Origin of the sequence: Pseudomonas sp. IT-P395, from assembly GCF_949767675.1 — a bacterium.
GTDB lineage: Bacteria > Pseudomonadota > Gammaproteobacteria > Pseudomonadales > Pseudomonadaceae > Aquipseudomonas.
This window is the reverse complement of record NZ_CATKPW010000004.1, coordinates 141,711-157,001: the sequence shown is the minus strand read 5'-3', so window position 1 is coordinate 157,001 and position 15,291 is coordinate 141,711. Positions and strand designations below refer to the sequence as shown.

The window sequence follows — 15,291 nt, the reverse complement described above, 5'->3', positions numbered from 1 at the left end:
CCCTATAGGGTTATAGCCCACGGGTGGGGGTTTGCCCGGTTGCGGGGATATCAACCCGATCTACACCTCCCAAACCCACCTCAGATCTGTGTAGGAGCTGTCGAGTGCAACGAGGCTGCGATCTTTTGATCCTGCTTTTGTGAATCAAGATCAAAAGATCGCAGCCTGCGGCAGCTCCTACAGGGGTTCTGCGTACGACGGGCCACTAAGAGCATCCCCACCGTCCCCGATTCTGGGGAATGACGCCCTTTTCCCGCTGGCCAAAAACCTGACCCTTCTGCGCGTCAAGCCCTCTACCCCGGCCCTCTCCCGCCCATCCACTACACCTTGGCATGGAAGGTGTACAGGCCCTGTGCAACTGACCCATCCCCAAGGGGCAGGTACTTTGATAGAGGGATTAACTCATGCACCCTTTACTGTCCAAAACCGCGACTGTCCTGGTCGTGAGCGCATTGGCCCAGGGCATCGCCCAGGCCGCTTTGTTTGCTGTTGATCCGGGTCCGTACACGCCGGCCAACGGCGGTTTCGCCAGTTGGTATCAGGACTCACACGGTCGCACCCTGGATCTGTGCCTGTCCAAAGCGCTCAGCTCCCGAGTACCCAGCGCCCCCGGCGCGCCGTCGTACATGTGCTCGCTGCTGCCGACCCCCGGCGTGTTCGATGACGCGCAACCGATTGTCTTCCCGACAAACTTTCCCGACGAAGCGTTCTGGTTCACCGGCGAAACGGCCCTCGTCGACGCCGCACGGGGAATTGATTTGGGCTACGTCAGCGCCATCGAAGCCGCGTTCGCTGCCGAGGAACCGGTTGAAGGCGATCAAGTCAGCTTCGCCCGTATCCGTATTCGCGTCGATGTACCGACCGCCGGCACCTATGTCATCACCCACCCGTATGGGGTCGACGTGTTCAACATCGACACCCCCGGGCGGCGCGCGATCAACATGACTCGCGACATTGGTATCGGCACGCCGAAAACCTATGACGGCGCGCTCAAGGGTGACATCGGACCGTTCCTGCGCAGCGTCAACGGTCCCTACACCGAGACCAACCCGCTGACGGGTGCCGCCGAACAATTCGTCGGCGACCCGAACCTCAACGAGGCAGTCACCGGCAGCCCGTTCAACACTAACTACGTACGCATCGAAGGCCCTAACGGCCTCGATCTGCGGACGAACGTGTTCGCCGTTTCGGGCAAGTTGTCGACGGTGGTCCGGCCTACACCAATGATCACCCAGCGCAGCACTTACTCGCGTACTGCGGGAACCAGTGCGCCGGTCGCCCAGCAGGATGTGTTCGTCCTCGCGCCGCCAGCGCCGGGCACCGTCGCCGTTACCAGCAGCACCCCGGTGCTGAACATGACCGAAGCCAACAGCACCGGCAGCTGGTACGCGCAGTCCTCGGTCAACCCGACCTTGCCAACCACCTTGCAAGTGACCGCCGACAACCACCTGGCCATCGCCAGCAGCACGCCGACCACTCTGCCCATGACCCTGACCGACCTGGTGGTGATCCAGAGCGCGCAATACAGCCTGAGCTCCGGACAACTGACCGTGGTCGCCTCGACCAGTGACGAAACCTCGCCGCCGGTACTCACCGCCACCTCCGGCAGCGGCGCCGCCATCGGCGCGCTCGGTGGCGACGGCGCGGTGAAAACCCTGGCCACCGGGATCTCGCCGATACCGCCGGCCAAGGTTCGGGTGACGTCGTCCAACGGCGGCAGCGATACCGAAGAAGTGGTCATCGTGCAATGAACGCTCACATGCCCAGATCCGCATCAGGAGGCATCATGAACAAGTGGCCACGCTTTGCGCTCAACGCGCTCGGGCTCGCTCTCTCGCTGACCGGCAGTGCCTATGCGCAACTCGCCGCCGTCGACCCCGGCCCTTATACCTTCGCCACCGGGAAATTCCCGATGTGGTATCAGGACAACAATCTGCTGTCGATGGAACTGTGCCAGTCGCGCGCCGCCAGTTCGCGCGTTGCCGCGACCACACCGCCGGCCTACATGTGCATTCTCTTGGCCGAGCCAGGCATCTACGACGATGCCCAGCCGATGATTTTCCCAGACAACTGGCCGCCGGAAGCCTTCTGGTTCCTGGCCGAAACCACGATTGCCGACAACGCTGCCGGTTATGGTGTGGACGCTTATGTCGCCGGGATCGAAGCGGCATTCGCCTCGGAAAATCCGGCGGACGGTGATCAGCAAAGCTTTGCGCGGATTCGCATCCGGGTAAACGTACCCGTTGCCGGCACCTACACCATCACGCACCCGTATGGCGTCGAGACGGTCAATGTCACCGCACCCGGACGCCGCGCGATCAACATCACCCGCGACATCGGCATCGGCGCACCGGGCAATTTCACCGGTGCCGTCAATGGCGCCATCGGACCGTTTCTGCGCAGCGTCAACGGCCCTTACACCGAAGTGAACCCGGACACCGGCGCCACGGAAACTTTCGTCGGTGACCCGAACCTCAACGAAGCGGTGACCGGCAGCCCGTTCAACACCAACTTCCTGCGCATCACCGGGCCTGCCGGAACGATCCAGTCGAACGTGTTCAGCCTGTCCGGCAAAGTGCTCGACAACCGTCAGCAAACCCAGGTTGAAATCGACCGCGCCACCTATCGCCGCACCGCCGCTGGCGTGCGTGCCGAAGTGTTTGCCAAGGCCAGTAACAGCTCGACCCTGTGCTTCCGTGAAACCGTGGCGCTGCTGCCCGGCCCACCGCCAACGCCGTGCCAGACCAGTCTGTTGGGTGACAACAATGGTCTGTTCTTCGGCCACCGCTTGGGCACTGGCGCGGTACCTCCGGTAGTCGTCGTGACCGCCACCAACCCCGCCGGCACCACGCGTCCGACGGCCGTATCAGCCAAGCTCACCGACGTGGTGAAAGTGCAGACCGCGCGCTACAACTGGGCCAACCACAGCCTGCTGATCGAGGCCACCTCAAGCGATGAAGTGGCGATCCCCGACATGGTTGCCCAGGGCTACGGGCGTCTGTCGAAAACCGGCACCCTGCAGCGCATCACCGTCGCCGACCTGACCCAGCCACCGGCCACCGTGACAGTGAAATCTGCCGCTGGCGGTGGAGACACCGAAGCAGTCGTCGTGGTCGGCAACGCGCCAGACACCGGTGAAAACCAGGCGCCAATCACCAACGCCGACAGCGGCAGCACCAGCTTCGGCGTGCCGATCACCCTCAGTCTGTTGACCAACGACAGCGATCCTGATGGTGACAATCCGCTGGGCATCACCGCGTTGACTCAACCGGCCGCCGGCCAAGGCACCGTCGCGCTCAACGGCACCACATCGGTGGTCTACACGCCGCCAGCGGTAGTCAACGCGCCACTGACCACCACCTTCACCTACAAAGCGCAGGACGCCAAAGGCCTGGCCTCGGCCAATCCAGCCACCGTAACCATCACCGTCGCACCGAACCAGGCACCGACCGCCGTCGCGGACGCTGTCGCCACGCTCGGTGTGGCAATCCCGATCAATGTGCTGGCCAACGACACCGATCCGGAAGGTAACGTGCCACTGGCCGTCAACAGCCTGACCCAACCGGCCGCCGGCCGAGGCACGGTTAGCAGCAACGGCACGGTGATCACCTACACCCCACCGGCCACCGTGACCACGGCGTTCACCACGACCTTCACCTACATCGCCCGGGACGCCTTCGGTGCCCTGTCGACGCCGGCCACAGTCACGGTGCAAGTGTCGCCACGGCCAGCAGCGGAAACGTTCGCCGTCACCGCTTCAACGGTGCAGGCACGCTCTGGCGGGCGCTTCAACTGGGACTTCACCGGCACCTCGTCAGTGACCACCGGCAACACCATCACCGTGCAGGTCACCACCCCTTCCGGGCTGGTCACCCTTGGCACCACCACGGTGCCGTTGACCGGACGCTGGCGGCTGACGCTGAACAACACGCTCGTGGTGCCATCGGCCAACCCGACCGCGACGATCCGCTCGTCCCAAGGCACCGTGCGCACGGTCTCGGTGACCACGCTCTAGGCCTGCGCCCCAGCCACTTGCGGGTGGCTGGGGCGTGCTTCGCAACCGGATAACGCCACACAGGATTTTCACCATGAACACGTCGACCGCCGCCCTGCTTTGCCTGCTCCTGCTGTGCAGCAGTGCAGGCGTGCGCGCCGACGACCTGATGGAAAACGACGACCTGGCCCCGACCAGCAGCGACCTCGGCGAACTGCCCCCACCGGTGGGTCAGCAAGCCCTGATCGACCAGCTCGGCCAGGCCAACGTCGCCCTGCTGCAACAGAACGGTCAGTCGCTGCTCGGGCAGATCGTGCAGTCGGGCAGCAATCAGGAGGCGTACATCCTGCAACAGGGCAGCGACCTGATGGCGCTGATCAACCAGAACGGTTCCGGCAACGCCGCCTCGATCACTCAGAACGGCAGCCACAACCGCGCGCAGATTTCGCAAAACGGCAACAACAACGACGCCAGCATCGAGCAGGCCGGCGCGGGGCTGCAAAGCGCCGTGACCCAGTCGGGCAACGGCATGAGCGTTTCGGTCAAGCAATATCGCTAAGCACTGCAATCATCGGAGAGTTCATCATGTTCAAACTGACGCCCCTCACCGCCGCCATCCTGGTCATGATCAGTGCCCAGGCCATGGCCGACGACAGCCTGTCCAACCAGAGCCAGGTCGGTACCGCCAACATCGCGGATGTGAAACAGACCCAAGCTCCATTCAGCACCGCCACCCAGACCCAACTGGGCCAGGGCAACGACGCCGCCGCCGTGCAAGACCACGCCAGCAGCGTGATCACCCAGGACGCGGTCGGCGACTACAACGCCGCTTACGCCGAACAGCTTTACGAAGACAACGCCACCATCACCCAACAACAGGTCGGCGCCTTCAACACCGCCCACGCCAGCCAGTCGCTAGGCTTCGGCGCACCGAACAGCGCCCTGCAACAGCAGCAAGGCACTGGCAACTTCTCGTTCATCTATCAGGATTCGCAAAACGGCAGCGAAGGCAAAACCTTCCAGTTCGGCGACAGCAACGAAGCCAACATCGAGCAACTCTATGAAGGCACCGGCAACAGTTCAGTGATCACCCAGTACGGCACCGCCAACTACGGCACCGCCGAACAAGTGCTGCACAACGGCGGCCAGATCGGCATCAACCAGGCCGGCGAAGGCAACTACGCCTACGGCGACCAGCGCAATGGCACTGGCGGCAACATCACCATCAACCAGTTCGGCAACCTCAACGGCACTGAAATCTGGCAGGACGCGCAACTGGCCAGCCAGGCCACCGTCAACCAGTACGGTGACAGCAACGAAACCGTGGTCGATCAAAGCTTCGGCGAAAACAACAGCGCCGCCGTCACCCAGGTCGGCAACAGCAACGCGATCTACGCCGACCAGTTCGAATCGGTCAACTCGACACTGGCGCTGTATCAGGTCGGTAACGGCAACGTGCACTTCACCTACCAGAACGGCGACAGCCACGTGCTCAACGCCACCTCCGTGGGCAACGACAACAAGGTCTACGCCAGCAACTGGAAAGGCCCGCAATCCGGCGGCCAGTTCGGCAGCGGCCAGCGTGCGACTGTGACTCAGGCGGGGAATGGCAACATCGCCAGCTTCACTCAGGATGGCGTCGGGCAAGTCATGACCACGCATCAGACTGGCACGGGTAACAAGACCACGGTCAGTCAGGCTGAGTCGTATAACGAGCTGTATTTTGATCAGAATGGTAGCGACAACATTTTGATATCGGATCAGCGCGGGACAGGGAACCTGGTGCAGGGTTCGTCGAATGGCACCGGCAACAGTGCTGAGTTCGATCAATCCGGGACTGGCAACCAGGCGTATACCGCGCAGCTGTATGGCAGTGACAACATGATCACCGTGAAACAAGCGGATACGATGAACGTGGCGTATGTGACCCAGGGCGGCACGGGGAACATTGCCAATGTCGATCAGAGCGGGGTCACGCAGACGGCGAATATTCAGCAGTTCGGGTCGGCTAACCAGGCGACGGTTTTGCAGCAGTAGGGGTTGGGTGTTGATGGGCCGCGATTCTCTGGTGAGGGGGGTCGCGGTTTTTTTTGGCCTATGCAGGAGCTGCCAAAGGCTGCGATCTTTTGATTTTGCTATTGGAGATCAGAAGATCGCAGCCTTCGGCAGCTCATAGTCGATCAATCTGGCATTGAACGAATAATGTCGGCCAGATCATCCTTGGTTAATTCATTGGCCTTAATGGCGGCAGCGGTATCTTTTTTGGAAAGCGGAAAACGCATGAAAACTTCTTTCAAAGTATCCGCATCCACATTTGCCAGCCAGAGTGGATCAATAAAAGAACCACCATACTCAGGCTTCATGGGCACTTCTTCGTGAGCAATCGCGCCTTTATGATTCAGATACACCACATAACGATCGTGACCTTCAGGAAAGCTTTTATCGTGGTAGAGCGTAGTGCCCAGAGGCAGGACATAGAAATTATCGTCGCCATTTGGACCTTCGATAAGCAACGGTTCTTTAGTTTTGATCATTTTCATATCGTTTCGATTTGAATGACCGTCAATTACGATTGAAGCCAACAACACCCCATTCACAGATAGAACTGCCGCCAGCCACAGACTGACTCGCCCGTTTGTAAAAAATTTCCCTATCATTTTCGCCTCGGTATTCCCTTCGAGTGTGGCTAGTGAATCAACGAACATCTAACTCTTGCAGTGTACCGGCGACTCCCTCTATCCGGGTGGGATTGATCTACCCACAGGCCTCGAGTCTTCTTCGCGCAACGCCTCTTGAACCTCATGCCTGATTCGTCGTTCCGCCCTTCATCTGTGCCATTACCTGCTCATTCGGAATGCTGGGGCGGGGATCTTCGAGCGACTTCCGGACTTTGGCACGGAGCCAACGGTCCTAGCTGGCGGCCTGTTCTTCGCTTTCGAAATCTTGAACGGTTGTGGAAAACAGTGGATCCATGGTGCCTCCGGACCGAGGGTAAAATCCTGTCTCTGTTCTTGATCGTTCCCACGCTCTGCGTGGGAATGCCTCTCGGGACGCTCCGCGTTCCAACTCGCGAATTTGACGCAGAGCGTCAAAGGCTGCATTCCCACGCAGAGCGTGGGAATGATCAATCAGCCATCCTTCAGCTCGACGTGATCGAGGGCTTGATTCACCGCCAGTTCGCCCAGCATGACGACTTGTGCGATGCCCAGTGCAGTCTTGCGGTGTGAGGTTTCCAGCGAGGCGGCGAAGTTGATGAGCATTTCGCTGGCTGAACCGAGAGTTTCGCTGGCGTTGGCCAGCAGGGATTCGGTGTTGTACCTGGGATTGGCGAGGTACATGGGTTCCGGCTCGTTGGCGCTGGACATGATGTGGGCGGTGGGGTTGAGGTAGAAGTCGAGGGCGCGGTCGGCGGCTTCGTGGAGTTTTTTGCTGTCGACTGAGGCGTAGGGGGATGTGGTGTTGGTGTCTGATTCTGGGGGGTTGGGTGTTGGTTTTTTCATGGTTATTTACCCTGTATGACGGTTATAGCTGGCCCCCCATTCGGTTTCCAAGCGAATAGGTGGCAGCTGTACGCAGGTTGGAAACCCGGGACAGAGGCAACCCGGCAGACACAAGGTCTCCCACGCACAGCCGCCATAACAAAGTGCACACAGTGAGGTGCGCAAGGATACGTTATGAATGGCGCTTGTGCGCTCTGTAGTTACTCGGGTTTCCACGCCCGGTCGCTGAATTGGCAGCGACGAACATAGGCTAGAGAGCGGACGTCCGACGGACAACCTGAAAACATTGTGGGAAGGTTCCGCAAAATCGAAACATCCTTTAAACATTCAGGATTGAAATACGCATGTGTAGGAGCTGCCGAAGGCTGCGATCTTTCGATCTTGATCTTGATCTTGATCTTGATATTCATCTTAAAAAATCAGAGTCAAAAGATCGCAGCCTTCGGCAGCTCCTACAGTGAATGTGTGCAACCGGCGGGAATTGGTCGGCTCATAGATCGCCATCGCTGGCAAGCCAGCTCCCACAAGGATTTGGGTACATCCGCAATAGCTACTGTGTCTGAGAGATAGCTATCGCGAGCAGGCTCACTCCTACAATTGAATCGCGTGCTGTCAGCAAAAGATTGGGCGGCTGTCAGGCCGCCTTCGCGAGCAAGCTCAGCGCCTACAAAAGCAAGATCAAAAGATCGCAGCCTTCGGCAGCTCCTACACAGGATGAGCGTTAGCTCGGCTGCAGCTTTTGATCTTGATCCACGGGCGACGTCGGAAGGCTGAGTGGAGGGATTGATCCGGGCGTGGGAGCGCAGCGACCGTTTGGCGCAGCCAAACACAGCGAGAGGAGGTGCAGCGAAGCAAACCGTAGGCGCTGCGCCCGGATCGATCACGGAGCGAAGGAACCCCGAGCTTTAGCGAGCGGGCCGTACGTAGGAGCAAGCGTTTTTTTGCTTACTTTTTTTAGGCGTTTGTAAAAAAAGTGAGTCGCCGTCAGGGCGAAACCCTAAGCAGCCGTTACCGCAGGAATGGATATGTACTCAGCCAGCCAGAAAATCATCGCCAGCAGGCTGGCTCCCACAGTTGGAACTGGGTACATCTGCCAGAGATTGGTCGGCTGTAAGGCCGCCATCGCTGGCAAGCCAGCTCCCACAAGGTCTGAGTGCATTCGCGATATCGTCGATGCCCAATAGACAGCTATCGCGAGCAGGCTCACTCCTACAGGTTTGAACCGGTTTCGACCGAGAGAGCCTGGTCGGCTGTCAGGCCGCCAAGCTCAACAGCAAAAACCTCACTCGGCATCCGGATCAATCTTGTTCTGGCTCAAATACCGATTCAACACATCATCCTGCCCAGGCACAGAAGCGTCCCCCGCCACCTGCCACAACCGCCGCTCAATCCCCTGCGCCACCATATGCCCCACCGCCGCCTCAATCGCCGACAACACACAAAGCTGCGCCGGCTCATTCGTCGTATACCCAACCTCAGCCTCAAGCAACTTCTTGAACTCGATAAACTTGAAAATCCCCGCACTGCGCGCCACCGAATAAATCGTCTTGCTGGTCATCACATTCGCCAACACCTGCCCACTGCGCACATCCACCGCACGCAAGTTCACAGTCACCTGATCCACCCGATACTCACGCTGCAAATCAATCCCCAGATACCGCGCCCCTTCCCCACCGCTACGCACGTTAGTGTCATAAGCGATGATCCCACCCTCGAGCATCATGTTCGCCGCCTGCAACGGTGGCAGCTCACCCTGAATATTCACCGGCGTATTCGGCTTCTTCTGCGACGCACGAATAATCTTGCGCTCGGTCAACAGGTTCTGCAGCCCTTCCCGCTCCAACACCACAAACCAACCACTGGCCTGCATCGCGTCCATCAACATCGACGCCGCGCCCTGGGTCACGCTGGTGGAAAACGAACTCGCCGGCGTCGGTTTGTACTGCCCGGTCTGATCCCGGAACCCGTACACCACCGCCATCAACCGGCCCTTGGGGCGCGGCATCTTCAGCAAGTCGTAATAAGTCGAGGCCCTTGGAGTCAGGGTCGGAGTTTCGGTGTCCTGCTCGGCCGACATCGGCTCACGCAGACTGCACCCTTGTAATGTCGCCAACAGCAGCCCTAACGCGATGATCTTTTTCATGTCCGTCACTCCCCGGAACCGTCAGCCCGTCATGGGTTGAGGCCGTTCACCTGAATTTCCGAAACCTCACCGGTCGCTCGATCGGTCACTTCAATGCTCAGTGCCCCGGAGTCGTCGATGACGTTGACGATAAAAGAGTCGGTGGACAGGCTCCCCGTGTTGCCGGTGGAGATGTTGTCCAGCAACTGCCCTAGCAGCCGCGATTGCAATTGACTGGTGAAGCGCTCCAGCGCCGACGTCCCGGCCACTGCCGAGCGGCTCTGGATGTCCGGATCGTCGTGATCGTTTTGCGCCTGAGCGTTGTTGAGCAACCAGGTACCGTTCAGCGGATTGCCGCCGAACGACGGATTGACCGGCGTGTAGACCAGTTCAGTGGCCTGGACAGCGGCAGCGCTGGCGAGCCCGATCAACAACCCCGAGATCCACAATCCGCTGCGCCGTGAGAACGTTGTGCTGTTCATAGTTCGTCCTTCTCAAGGTCGGTGGTGTCCTGCAACAGAGCCTCCAGCTTGCGCTGGACAACCTGGCGTCGAACCCAGTCGGCGGCCGCGTAGGCCTCGTCCTTCAGTTCCACGGTGTTCGGCGGCAGGAAGCGCCGATAAACCAGGCGTTGCTGATATTCCACGGTCACCAGGCTGCCCCAGCGCGCGTCGGGCCGCTCGCGCACCACCAGGTTGAAATCCATCGGGCTGGTGTCGCGCAGGCGTTCACTGAACGAGTAGTAAAAGTCGTGGCCGATGTGCGAGATCGTGTCGTCGACGATAAAGCCCATCATTTCGTCTTCTTCACCGGCGCTGGCGCAGCACGCCACAGCGGTGAGGAGCAGCGCGCACCACCACTGACGAGTCATGGCTGCAACGCCTGTGGCAGATTCGACTGGCCTTTGGCCGGGCCATTGGTGCCGTCGAGGAAGGCCTTTTCGGCGACGAACTGCCAGTCCGAATAACGCTGCATGCCGTCGAAATCCGACCACTGCGTCGGGAAGCCCGATTGCTTCAAAGGCAGCTCGGTCGAAGGACTGTTGAGGCCGGTGATGCGTCCATCGAAACCACGTTGCAGTGCCCATTCACCCTGACCGATCGGGTCTGGATAGAGCTGACGCAGGTGATGCTTGGCCTCGGGAAAACGCTGATCTTCAAGCAGATCCGCCAGTTCTTTCGGGTACTGCGCCAACCCTGGCGAACTGCGGTAATAACTGCGCAACGCCTGTGCGTACTGAGTGCCGACCCAGAGCAACTGGCGTTCACGGTCACGGCGCGAAGCGGTCGACCACAGTTCGCCGGCACTGGCCAGACCCATGCCCATCACCACAATCAGGAACAGCACGCCCAGGTAGGTGAAGCCACCCTGCTGCGCGCGGTTACCACTCGGAATACTGGCTGCCATCACGCGCCCTCCCGGTAGCACCGCTTTTGATATCAGCCACGCCGCCGGCGACGCCGTCCGGTGGCGCGATCAGCACCCACTGGTCTTTGCGTTCGGTGATCGGATCGAGTGGCGCGTTGCGCAGGTAACGTTGTTCGATCAGTTGCTCGATGGAATCCGGATACCGCCCGGTGTCGCCGTAAAAGTGATCCAGCGCCTCGCGCATCGCCGACAGGCTCTGGCGCAGGGTGGTTTCCTTCGACGCTTCGAGGCTGTTGAAGTAGCGCGGCAGCGCGATGGTCATCAGCGTGGCGATGATCGCCATCACCACCATCAGCTCCAGCAAGGTAAAACCTTTTTCCCGGCGCATGAGGTTCACCACTCGCGGTAGGCGATGCCGTTGAGGCCCTTGCCCCGGGCGTGGGAGTAGACGTCGAACACGTCCTCGCCATCGCGCGGGTTCTGAGCCGAACTGTTGTAGGCGCGCACGCCCCAACCCCCTTCGTCATCACGTTTGGCCGGCACCAGCGGATCGCGTGGGATGCGGCGTAAAAAGTAGAACTTGGCGCCCTTGGCGCTGCGCACATCGCGCACGCCTTCGACCAGTACTTGCAGGTTCGGCGGGTAGCCGCTGCTGTTCAGCGACTTCTCGATATAGCCGGCATCGAAGGCACGCTTGTAGGCGTCGATGCCATCGCGAATCTGGTACAGCGCGTTGCGCAATTCCTGCTCCTTGCCACGCCGCACCAAAGTCTCGGTCAGCGGCGCGGCCATGCTCGCCAACAGGCCGATCAGGGCCAGCGTCACCACGACTTCGATCAGGCTGAAACCGCGTTGGCAGGCGTTCATGATCAAGGCTTCTCGACGGTGACATGAGTGGTGGCCACGGCCGACTCACCGACTGCACGCGGCTGCGCGGCAGGCGATGGCATCACGTAACTCTGCGAACGATCCGGTGCCTGGATGTGCATGCTGGTTTCGGTGCCGGTGGAGAACTCCATGTCCGACGGGCTCTGGTACGGCAGGTTGCGCACGATCCGTGGGGTGATCGACAGCACCAGTTCCGATTTGCCGACGGTGTCCTTGTTGCTGCCGAACAGCCGGCCAATCCCTGGGATATCGCCGAGGCCCGGAATCTTGTTGCCGGTGGCGCCGTGGTCGTTGCGCATCAGGCCAGCGAGGATCTGCGTTTCGCCGTCATGCAAACGCAGCGAGGTTTGCGCGTTACGGGTGTCGACCTGCACCGGGATCGTGCCCTGCCGGGTCGGCTCCAGCGGCGTGGCGTTACTCACTTCGAGAGCAATCTTGATCGCCACTTCGTTGTTCAGGTGCACGGTCGGCTGCACTTCGAGCTTCAGACCGACGTCCAGATAAGTGACGCTCTCAGTGATCACCGGGCCTTGCGTCGACGGCACAGAAGTCGCGCTGATGATCGGCACGCGCTGACCGATGTGGATCCGCGCCTGCTCACGGTTGCTCACACGAATCACCGGGCTGGCGAGGGTGTTGATGTCATTGTCCTGGGCGTTGATCTTGGCTTGCGGCGACGGCGAGATCGAAATCCGGCTGGAGTTGATGCCTTTCAGTTGATCAAGCAGGGTCACCGCCGAACCGTCGCTGTTGACCACGCCGAAGGTGTTCGGCCATTGCAGCCCTAGGTCGAGAATGCGCTGGGTGGCGACTTCCATCACTTCCACCTCCAGCACCACTTCCGGGTTGGACTGGTCTTGCGATTGCAGGAGTTTCTCGGCCATGCGCACAGCGTCTTCGGTGTCGCGCATGGTCAGCGTGTTGAGGCGCTCATCAACGAACACGTCGCGGGTCTTGAGCATGGTTTTGACCATGTTCAGCGCGGTGTTGGCGTCGATGCTGGTCAGGTAGAACGTGCGCATCACCAGTTCCTGGTAATCCTTCACTTTCTGTGGCGAGTCCGGGTAGATGAGCAAGGTGTTTTCGTTCACCACTTTCTGGTGCAACTGGTTCTGTTGCAGCAGCAGGGTCACGGCGTCTTCGATGCGCACGTCACGCACGAAGATCGTCGCTTTCATGTCCGGGCGCAGGTCTTTGTCGAAGATGAAGTTCAGTCCGGCGACCTGCGACAGCACTTCGAAAATGGTCTTCAGGTTGGCGTCGCGAAACTCCAGAGTCACCGGCCGATCAAGCTTGGTGCGCAGTTGCGGATAAGCAATCACGTTGCGGCTCTGCACCAGACGAATGTTTCCTTGCAGCGCCAGCGCGCCTTCGTTGTTGGGGTCGAGTTCGAGGATCTGTTTGACCTGCCGATCAGCGCCGTAGATGTCACCGCGACGCAGGTCGCCACGGGCCAGTTCGAGTTTCTCGTCCATGCTGCGCAGGTAGTCCATCTGCTTCAGGGCATCCTGAGCGCGGCGGTTGTTCGGCTCGATGGTCAGCGCGCGGTTGTAGGCCACCCGCGCCGAGGCGAAATCGCGGCGCGAACGGTCGGTGTCGCCGGTCGTCAGCAACGCCGTGATGGCCTTGGCCCGACCGCTGTTGAGCAGCAAGTGCAGCTCGGTGTCCCGTGGGTTTTCGCGCAGACCTTCCTCGACACGGGCCAGCCCCGCTTCGTACTGACCCTGTTCAATCAGGTCGGCGGCTTCCTTGTTGGCCACTTGTGCAGAACTGCACGCGGCCAGCCCGGCACACAGGCCCAGGCTCATCAGCAAACGGGAACGGTTCATTGCGTACTCCCCACAGACAGGGTCTGCGACAAATGCAAAGGCAGGTAGACCAGACTCAGTTCCAGATCGGAAATGCCGGTGATCTTCCAGGTGTCGTCGATCACATCCCCATTGCGCACGACGTAGATCTTTTCGCCGTTCTGCAAAAACACTTGCAGGTCGCTGCGGTCATGCAGCCTGCCGACGAACTGAAACGGCACCGGTGGCAGGCTCGGGGCTTGCACCACTGTTGCTGGATTGATGGCCATTTCGGTGACCGTGGCCAGAGTCGGCGCGGCCTTCCAGGATTTGGCGGCAAACAGGTCGCCGGCCGGGCTCAAATCCTTGATCGGGGCGTCTTTGGCCTTGGCGGTGCTGGCCGGCAGCGCGCCACGGGTTTTCCCCGGCGTGGCGACAGCCACTTCGTTGGAATCGACGTCTTCGCTCGGCGAGAAGTACTCCGGCAACCACGCCAGCGCGGCCGCTACGCCGAAGAACGCCAGCCACCCTGTCACGCGTTTGGTATTCATCACGACCTCGACAGGTAAAGGGTCATACGGATCCGGCCATTGAGGTCGGTGTCGCCAATCTTTTTGCGTTGCAACTCGAGGTCTTCCACCACCACCGCCGGCAATTGGCCGAGCAAGGCATGCAGAAAGCGGCGCAGTTGCGGGTAGCTACCGCGCACTGGCAGGAGAATCTGATAGCGCGCCAGATGGGTTTTCGGGTCGACGCCGAGGGCATATTCACCGCGCGCCAGGGTGATGTGCTCCTGGGCTGCAAGGGCGTAGATGCGATCGATGGCGACGGTGGCTTGCGGCTGCGCCGGCAGTTTGTTGCGGAAGTCGTCGAGCTGACGCTGTGGCACCACCGGTGGCGCGATGCTGCCGTCTTCAACCTTAGCCAAGTACGCGGTGGCTTCCTGAGTCTGCTGGCTGAGGTGCTGCAACGATTGCCAGCCCGGCAACAAACCGCCGAGTGCCCAAGCCACGGCGATCAGCAGCAGCGCCAGCCCGGCGAGGCCCGGAACACCGAGACCTTGCAGGTATTCGTGGACGATCAGTCTAGGGATTCGCATCGCCAATCTCCCAAGTCGCCGACAGGTTGAATTGCACCGGTTGTTCCGGCGATTTGACGACGATTTCGTGGCTCAGCAGCGACACGTCCGACAGCTCGTCGCTGGCTTCCAAACGTTTGTGAAAATCGAGCATCGCTTGCAGATCTCGCGCTTCGGCGCTGATGCGTACCTGACCTTTACGGGCATCCGGGGTCAGGGTCAGCAGCGCGACGTCATCGCGCGGCATCGCTTCGAGCATGGCGAACAGGCGTTCCCACGGCCGGCGCAGTTGCTGCGAGACCTTGCGCATTTCGGCGAGGTTTGCCGCTTGCTCACGGGTTTCCGCCGGGCTCAGGGTGGACTTGGCGCCGCTGTCTCCGGTGAGCTGACGCTGGGTGGTTTGCAGGTGGCCTTGTTGCTGTTCGGTGTGCGCGTCGAGGTGCTGTTGCACGCCGAAGCACAGCAGCGCCAGCAGCACACCGCCACCGAGCAAACTCCAACCCAATGGGCCGGAACGTGGCCGTGGCTGAAAATCGAGGTTAAGGGCGCGCATG

The 15,291-nt window shown here is 60.5% G+C and carries 16 protein-coding genes and 1 pseudogene; 4 read left to right on the top strand and 13 right to left on the bottom strand.

What is annotated here, in order from left to right; translation table 11 throughout:
• Positions 1-404 precede the first annotated feature (404 nt).
• The 4 genes from ACM6IN_RS04105 to ACM6IN_RS04090 all read left to right on the top strand — a co-directional run bounded on the left by ACM6IN_RS04105 (position 405) and on the right by ACM6IN_RS04090 (position 6,031).
• A complete protein-coding gene (locus ACM6IN_RS04105) occupies positions 405-1,751 on the top strand; it encodes a hypothetical protein (protein WP_038364907.1) in 1,347 nt (448 codons plus the stop codon).
• 35 nt (positions 1,752-1,786) lie between these two features.
• Positions 1,787-4,015 (top strand): Ig-like domain-containing protein, encoded by a 2,229-nt coding sequence (locus tag ACM6IN_RS04100; RefSeq protein ID WP_414915453.1) that lies wholly within the window; start codon positions 1,787-1,789, stop codon positions 4,013-4,015.
• Positions 4,016-4,088: 73 nt separating this feature from the next.
• Complete coding sequence (locus tag ACM6IN_RS04095) at positions 4,089-4,553, top strand: curlin (RefSeq protein ID WP_414915452.1); 465 nt, start codon at positions 4,089-4,091, stop codon at positions 4,551-4,553.
• A gap of 26 nt (positions 4,554-4,579) precedes the next feature.
• The gene (locus ACM6IN_RS04090; protein WP_007919408.1) at positions 4,580-6,031 is read left to right on the top strand and encodes a curlin; all 1,452 of its coding nucleotides are present in this window, start codon (positions 4,580-4,582) and stop codon (positions 6,029-6,031) included.
• Between the two features lie 143 nt (positions 6,032-6,174).
• Here ACM6IN_RS04090 and ACM6IN_RS04085 read toward each other — a convergent pair whose 3' ends face one another.
• From ACM6IN_RS04085 to ACM6IN_RS04025, 13 genes and pseudogenes are all read right to left on the bottom strand, one after another.
• A complete protein-coding gene (locus ACM6IN_RS04085; RefSeq protein WP_238539559.1) occupies positions 6,175-6,699 on the bottom strand; it encodes a hypothetical protein in 525 nt (174 codons plus the stop codon).
• 94 nt (positions 6,700-6,793) lie between these two features.
• Positions 6,794-6,892: pseudogene (locus ACM6IN_RS04080) on the bottom strand (hypothetical protein); the annotation flags it as partial.
• Positions 6,893-7,122: 230 nt separating this feature from the next.
• On the bottom strand, positions 7,123-7,494 hold the full coding sequence (locus ACM6IN_RS04075; protein WP_150707381.1) for a DUF6124 family protein: 372 nt from the start codon (positions 7,492-7,494) through the stop codon (positions 7,123-7,125).
• Positions 7,495-8,776: 1,282 nt separating this feature from the next.
• A complete protein-coding gene (locus ACM6IN_RS04070) occupies positions 8,777-9,637 on the bottom strand; it encodes a CsgG/HfaB family protein (RefSeq protein WP_095111635.1) in 861 nt (286 codons plus the stop codon).
• 29 nt (positions 9,638-9,666) lie between these two features.
• Positions 9,667-10,098 (bottom strand): curli assembly protein CsgF, encoded by a 432-nt coding sequence (locus ACM6IN_RS04065; RefSeq protein ID WP_007919401.1) that lies wholly within the window; start codon positions 10,096-10,098, stop codon positions 9,667-9,669.
• Positions 10,095-10,487 carry a curli production assembly/transport protein CsgE gene (gene csgE, locus ACM6IN_RS04060; protein ID WP_414915451.1) on the bottom strand — a complete coding sequence of 131 codons (393 nt, stop codon included), beginning with the start codon at positions 10,485-10,487 and terminating at the stop codon, positions 10,095-10,097. Before csgE ends, ACM6IN_RS04065 begins: the two co-directional genes overlap by 4 nt.
• The gene (locus ACM6IN_RS04055; RefSeq protein ID WP_038364888.1) at positions 10,484-11,023 is read right to left on the bottom strand and encodes a type II secretion system protein; all 540 of its coding nucleotides are present in this window, start codon (positions 11,021-11,023) and stop codon (positions 10,484-10,486) included. Before ACM6IN_RS04055 ends, csgE begins: the two co-directional genes overlap by 4 nt.
• Positions 10,998-11,372, bottom strand: a complete 375-nt coding sequence (locus ACM6IN_RS04050) for a type II secretion system protein (protein ID WP_007919395.1) — start codon at positions 11,370-11,372, stop codon at positions 10,998-11,000. The genes ACM6IN_RS04055 and ACM6IN_RS04050 overlap by 26 nt, the downstream gene beginning before the upstream one ends.
• Before the next feature lie 5 nt (positions 11,373-11,377).
• Positions 11,378-11,851 (bottom strand): type II secretion system protein, encoded by a 474-nt coding sequence (locus ACM6IN_RS04045; protein WP_007919393.1) that lies wholly within the window; start codon positions 11,849-11,851, stop codon positions 11,378-11,380.
• Positions 11,852-11,853: 2 nt separating this feature from the next.
• Positions 11,854-13,701, bottom strand: a complete 1,848-nt coding sequence (locus ACM6IN_RS04040) for a secretin N-terminal domain-containing protein (protein WP_414915450.1) — start codon at positions 13,699-13,701, stop codon at positions 11,854-11,856.
• A complete protein-coding gene (locus ACM6IN_RS04035; RefSeq protein WP_414915449.1) occupies positions 13,698-14,210 on the bottom strand; it encodes a hypothetical protein in 513 nt (170 codons plus the stop codon). The genes ACM6IN_RS04040 and ACM6IN_RS04035 overlap by 4 nt, the downstream gene beginning before the upstream one ends.
• Complete coding sequence (locus tag ACM6IN_RS04030) at positions 14,210-14,758, bottom strand: GspMb/PilO family protein (RefSeq protein ID WP_414915448.1); 549 nt, start codon at positions 14,756-14,758, stop codon at positions 14,210-14,212. The genes ACM6IN_RS04035 and ACM6IN_RS04030 overlap by 1 nt, the downstream gene beginning before the upstream one ends.
• A complete protein-coding gene (locus tag ACM6IN_RS04025) occupies positions 14,745-15,290 on the bottom strand; it encodes a PilN domain-containing protein (RefSeq protein WP_095120166.1) in 546 nt (181 codons plus the stop codon). The genes ACM6IN_RS04030 and ACM6IN_RS04025 overlap by 14 nt, the downstream gene beginning before the upstream one ends.
• Between the last annotated feature and the right edge of the window lies 1 nt (position 15,291).

Coding starts and splice junctions, on each gene's coding strand:
- ACM6IN_RS04085 (WP_238539559.1), bottom strand. CDS start 6,699: ATGTTCGTTGATTCACTAGCCACACTCGAAGGGAATACCGAGGCGAAA.
- ACM6IN_RS04105 (WP_038364907.1), top strand. CDS start 405: ATGCACCCTTTACTGTCCAAAACCGCGACTGTCCTGGTCGTGAGCGCA.
- ACM6IN_RS04065 (WP_007919401.1), bottom strand. CDS start 10,098: ATGAACAGCACAACGTTCTCACGGCGCAGCGGATTGTGGATCTCGGGG.
- ACM6IN_RS04070 (WP_095111635.1), bottom strand. CDS start 9,637: ATGAAAAAGATCATCGCGTTAGGGCTGCTGTTGGCGACATTACAAGGG.
- ACM6IN_RS04025 (WP_095120166.1), bottom strand. CDS start 15,290: ATGCGCGCCCTTAACCTCGATTTTCAGCCACGGCCACGTTCCGGCCCA.
- ACM6IN_RS04095 (WP_414915452.1), top strand. CDS start 4,089: ATGAACACGTCGACCGCCGCCCTGCTTTGCCTGCTCCTGCTGTGCAGC.
- ACM6IN_RS04055 (WP_038364888.1), bottom strand. CDS start 11,023: ATGGCAGCCAGTATTCCGAGTGGTAACCGCGCGCAGCAGGGTGGCTTC.
- ACM6IN_RS04035 (WP_414915449.1), bottom strand. CDS start 14,210: ATGAATACCAAACGCGTGACAGGGTGGCTGGCGTTCTTCGGCGTAGCG.
- ACM6IN_RS04045 (WP_007919393.1), bottom strand. CDS start 11,851: ATGAACGCCTGCCAACGCGGTTTCAGCCTGATCGAAGTCGTGGTGACG.
- ACM6IN_RS04090 (WP_007919408.1), top strand. CDS start 4,580: ATGTTCAAACTGACGCCCCTCACCGCCGCCATCCTGGTCATGATCAGT.
- ACM6IN_RS04075 (WP_150707381.1), bottom strand. CDS start 7,494: ATGAAAAAACCAACACCCAACCCCCCAGAATCAGACACCAACACCACA.
- ACM6IN_RS04100 (WP_414915453.1), top strand. CDS start 1,787: ATGAACAAGTGGCCACGCTTTGCGCTCAACGCGCTCGGGCTCGCTCTC.
- ACM6IN_RS04040 (WP_414915450.1), bottom strand. CDS start 13,701: ATGAACCGTTCCCGTTTGCTGATGAGCCTGGGCCTGTGTGCCGGGCTG.
- ACM6IN_RS04050 (WP_007919395.1), bottom strand. CDS start 11,372: ATGCGCCGGGAAAAAGGTTTTACCTTGCTGGAGCTGATGGTGGTGATG.
- ACM6IN_RS04030 (WP_414915448.1), bottom strand. CDS start 14,758: ATGCGAATCCCTAGACTGATCGTCCACGAATACCTGCAAGGTCTCGGT.
- csgE (WP_414915451.1), bottom strand. CDS start 10,487: ATGACTCGTCAGTGGTGGTGCGCGCTGCTCCTCACCGCTGTGGCGTGC.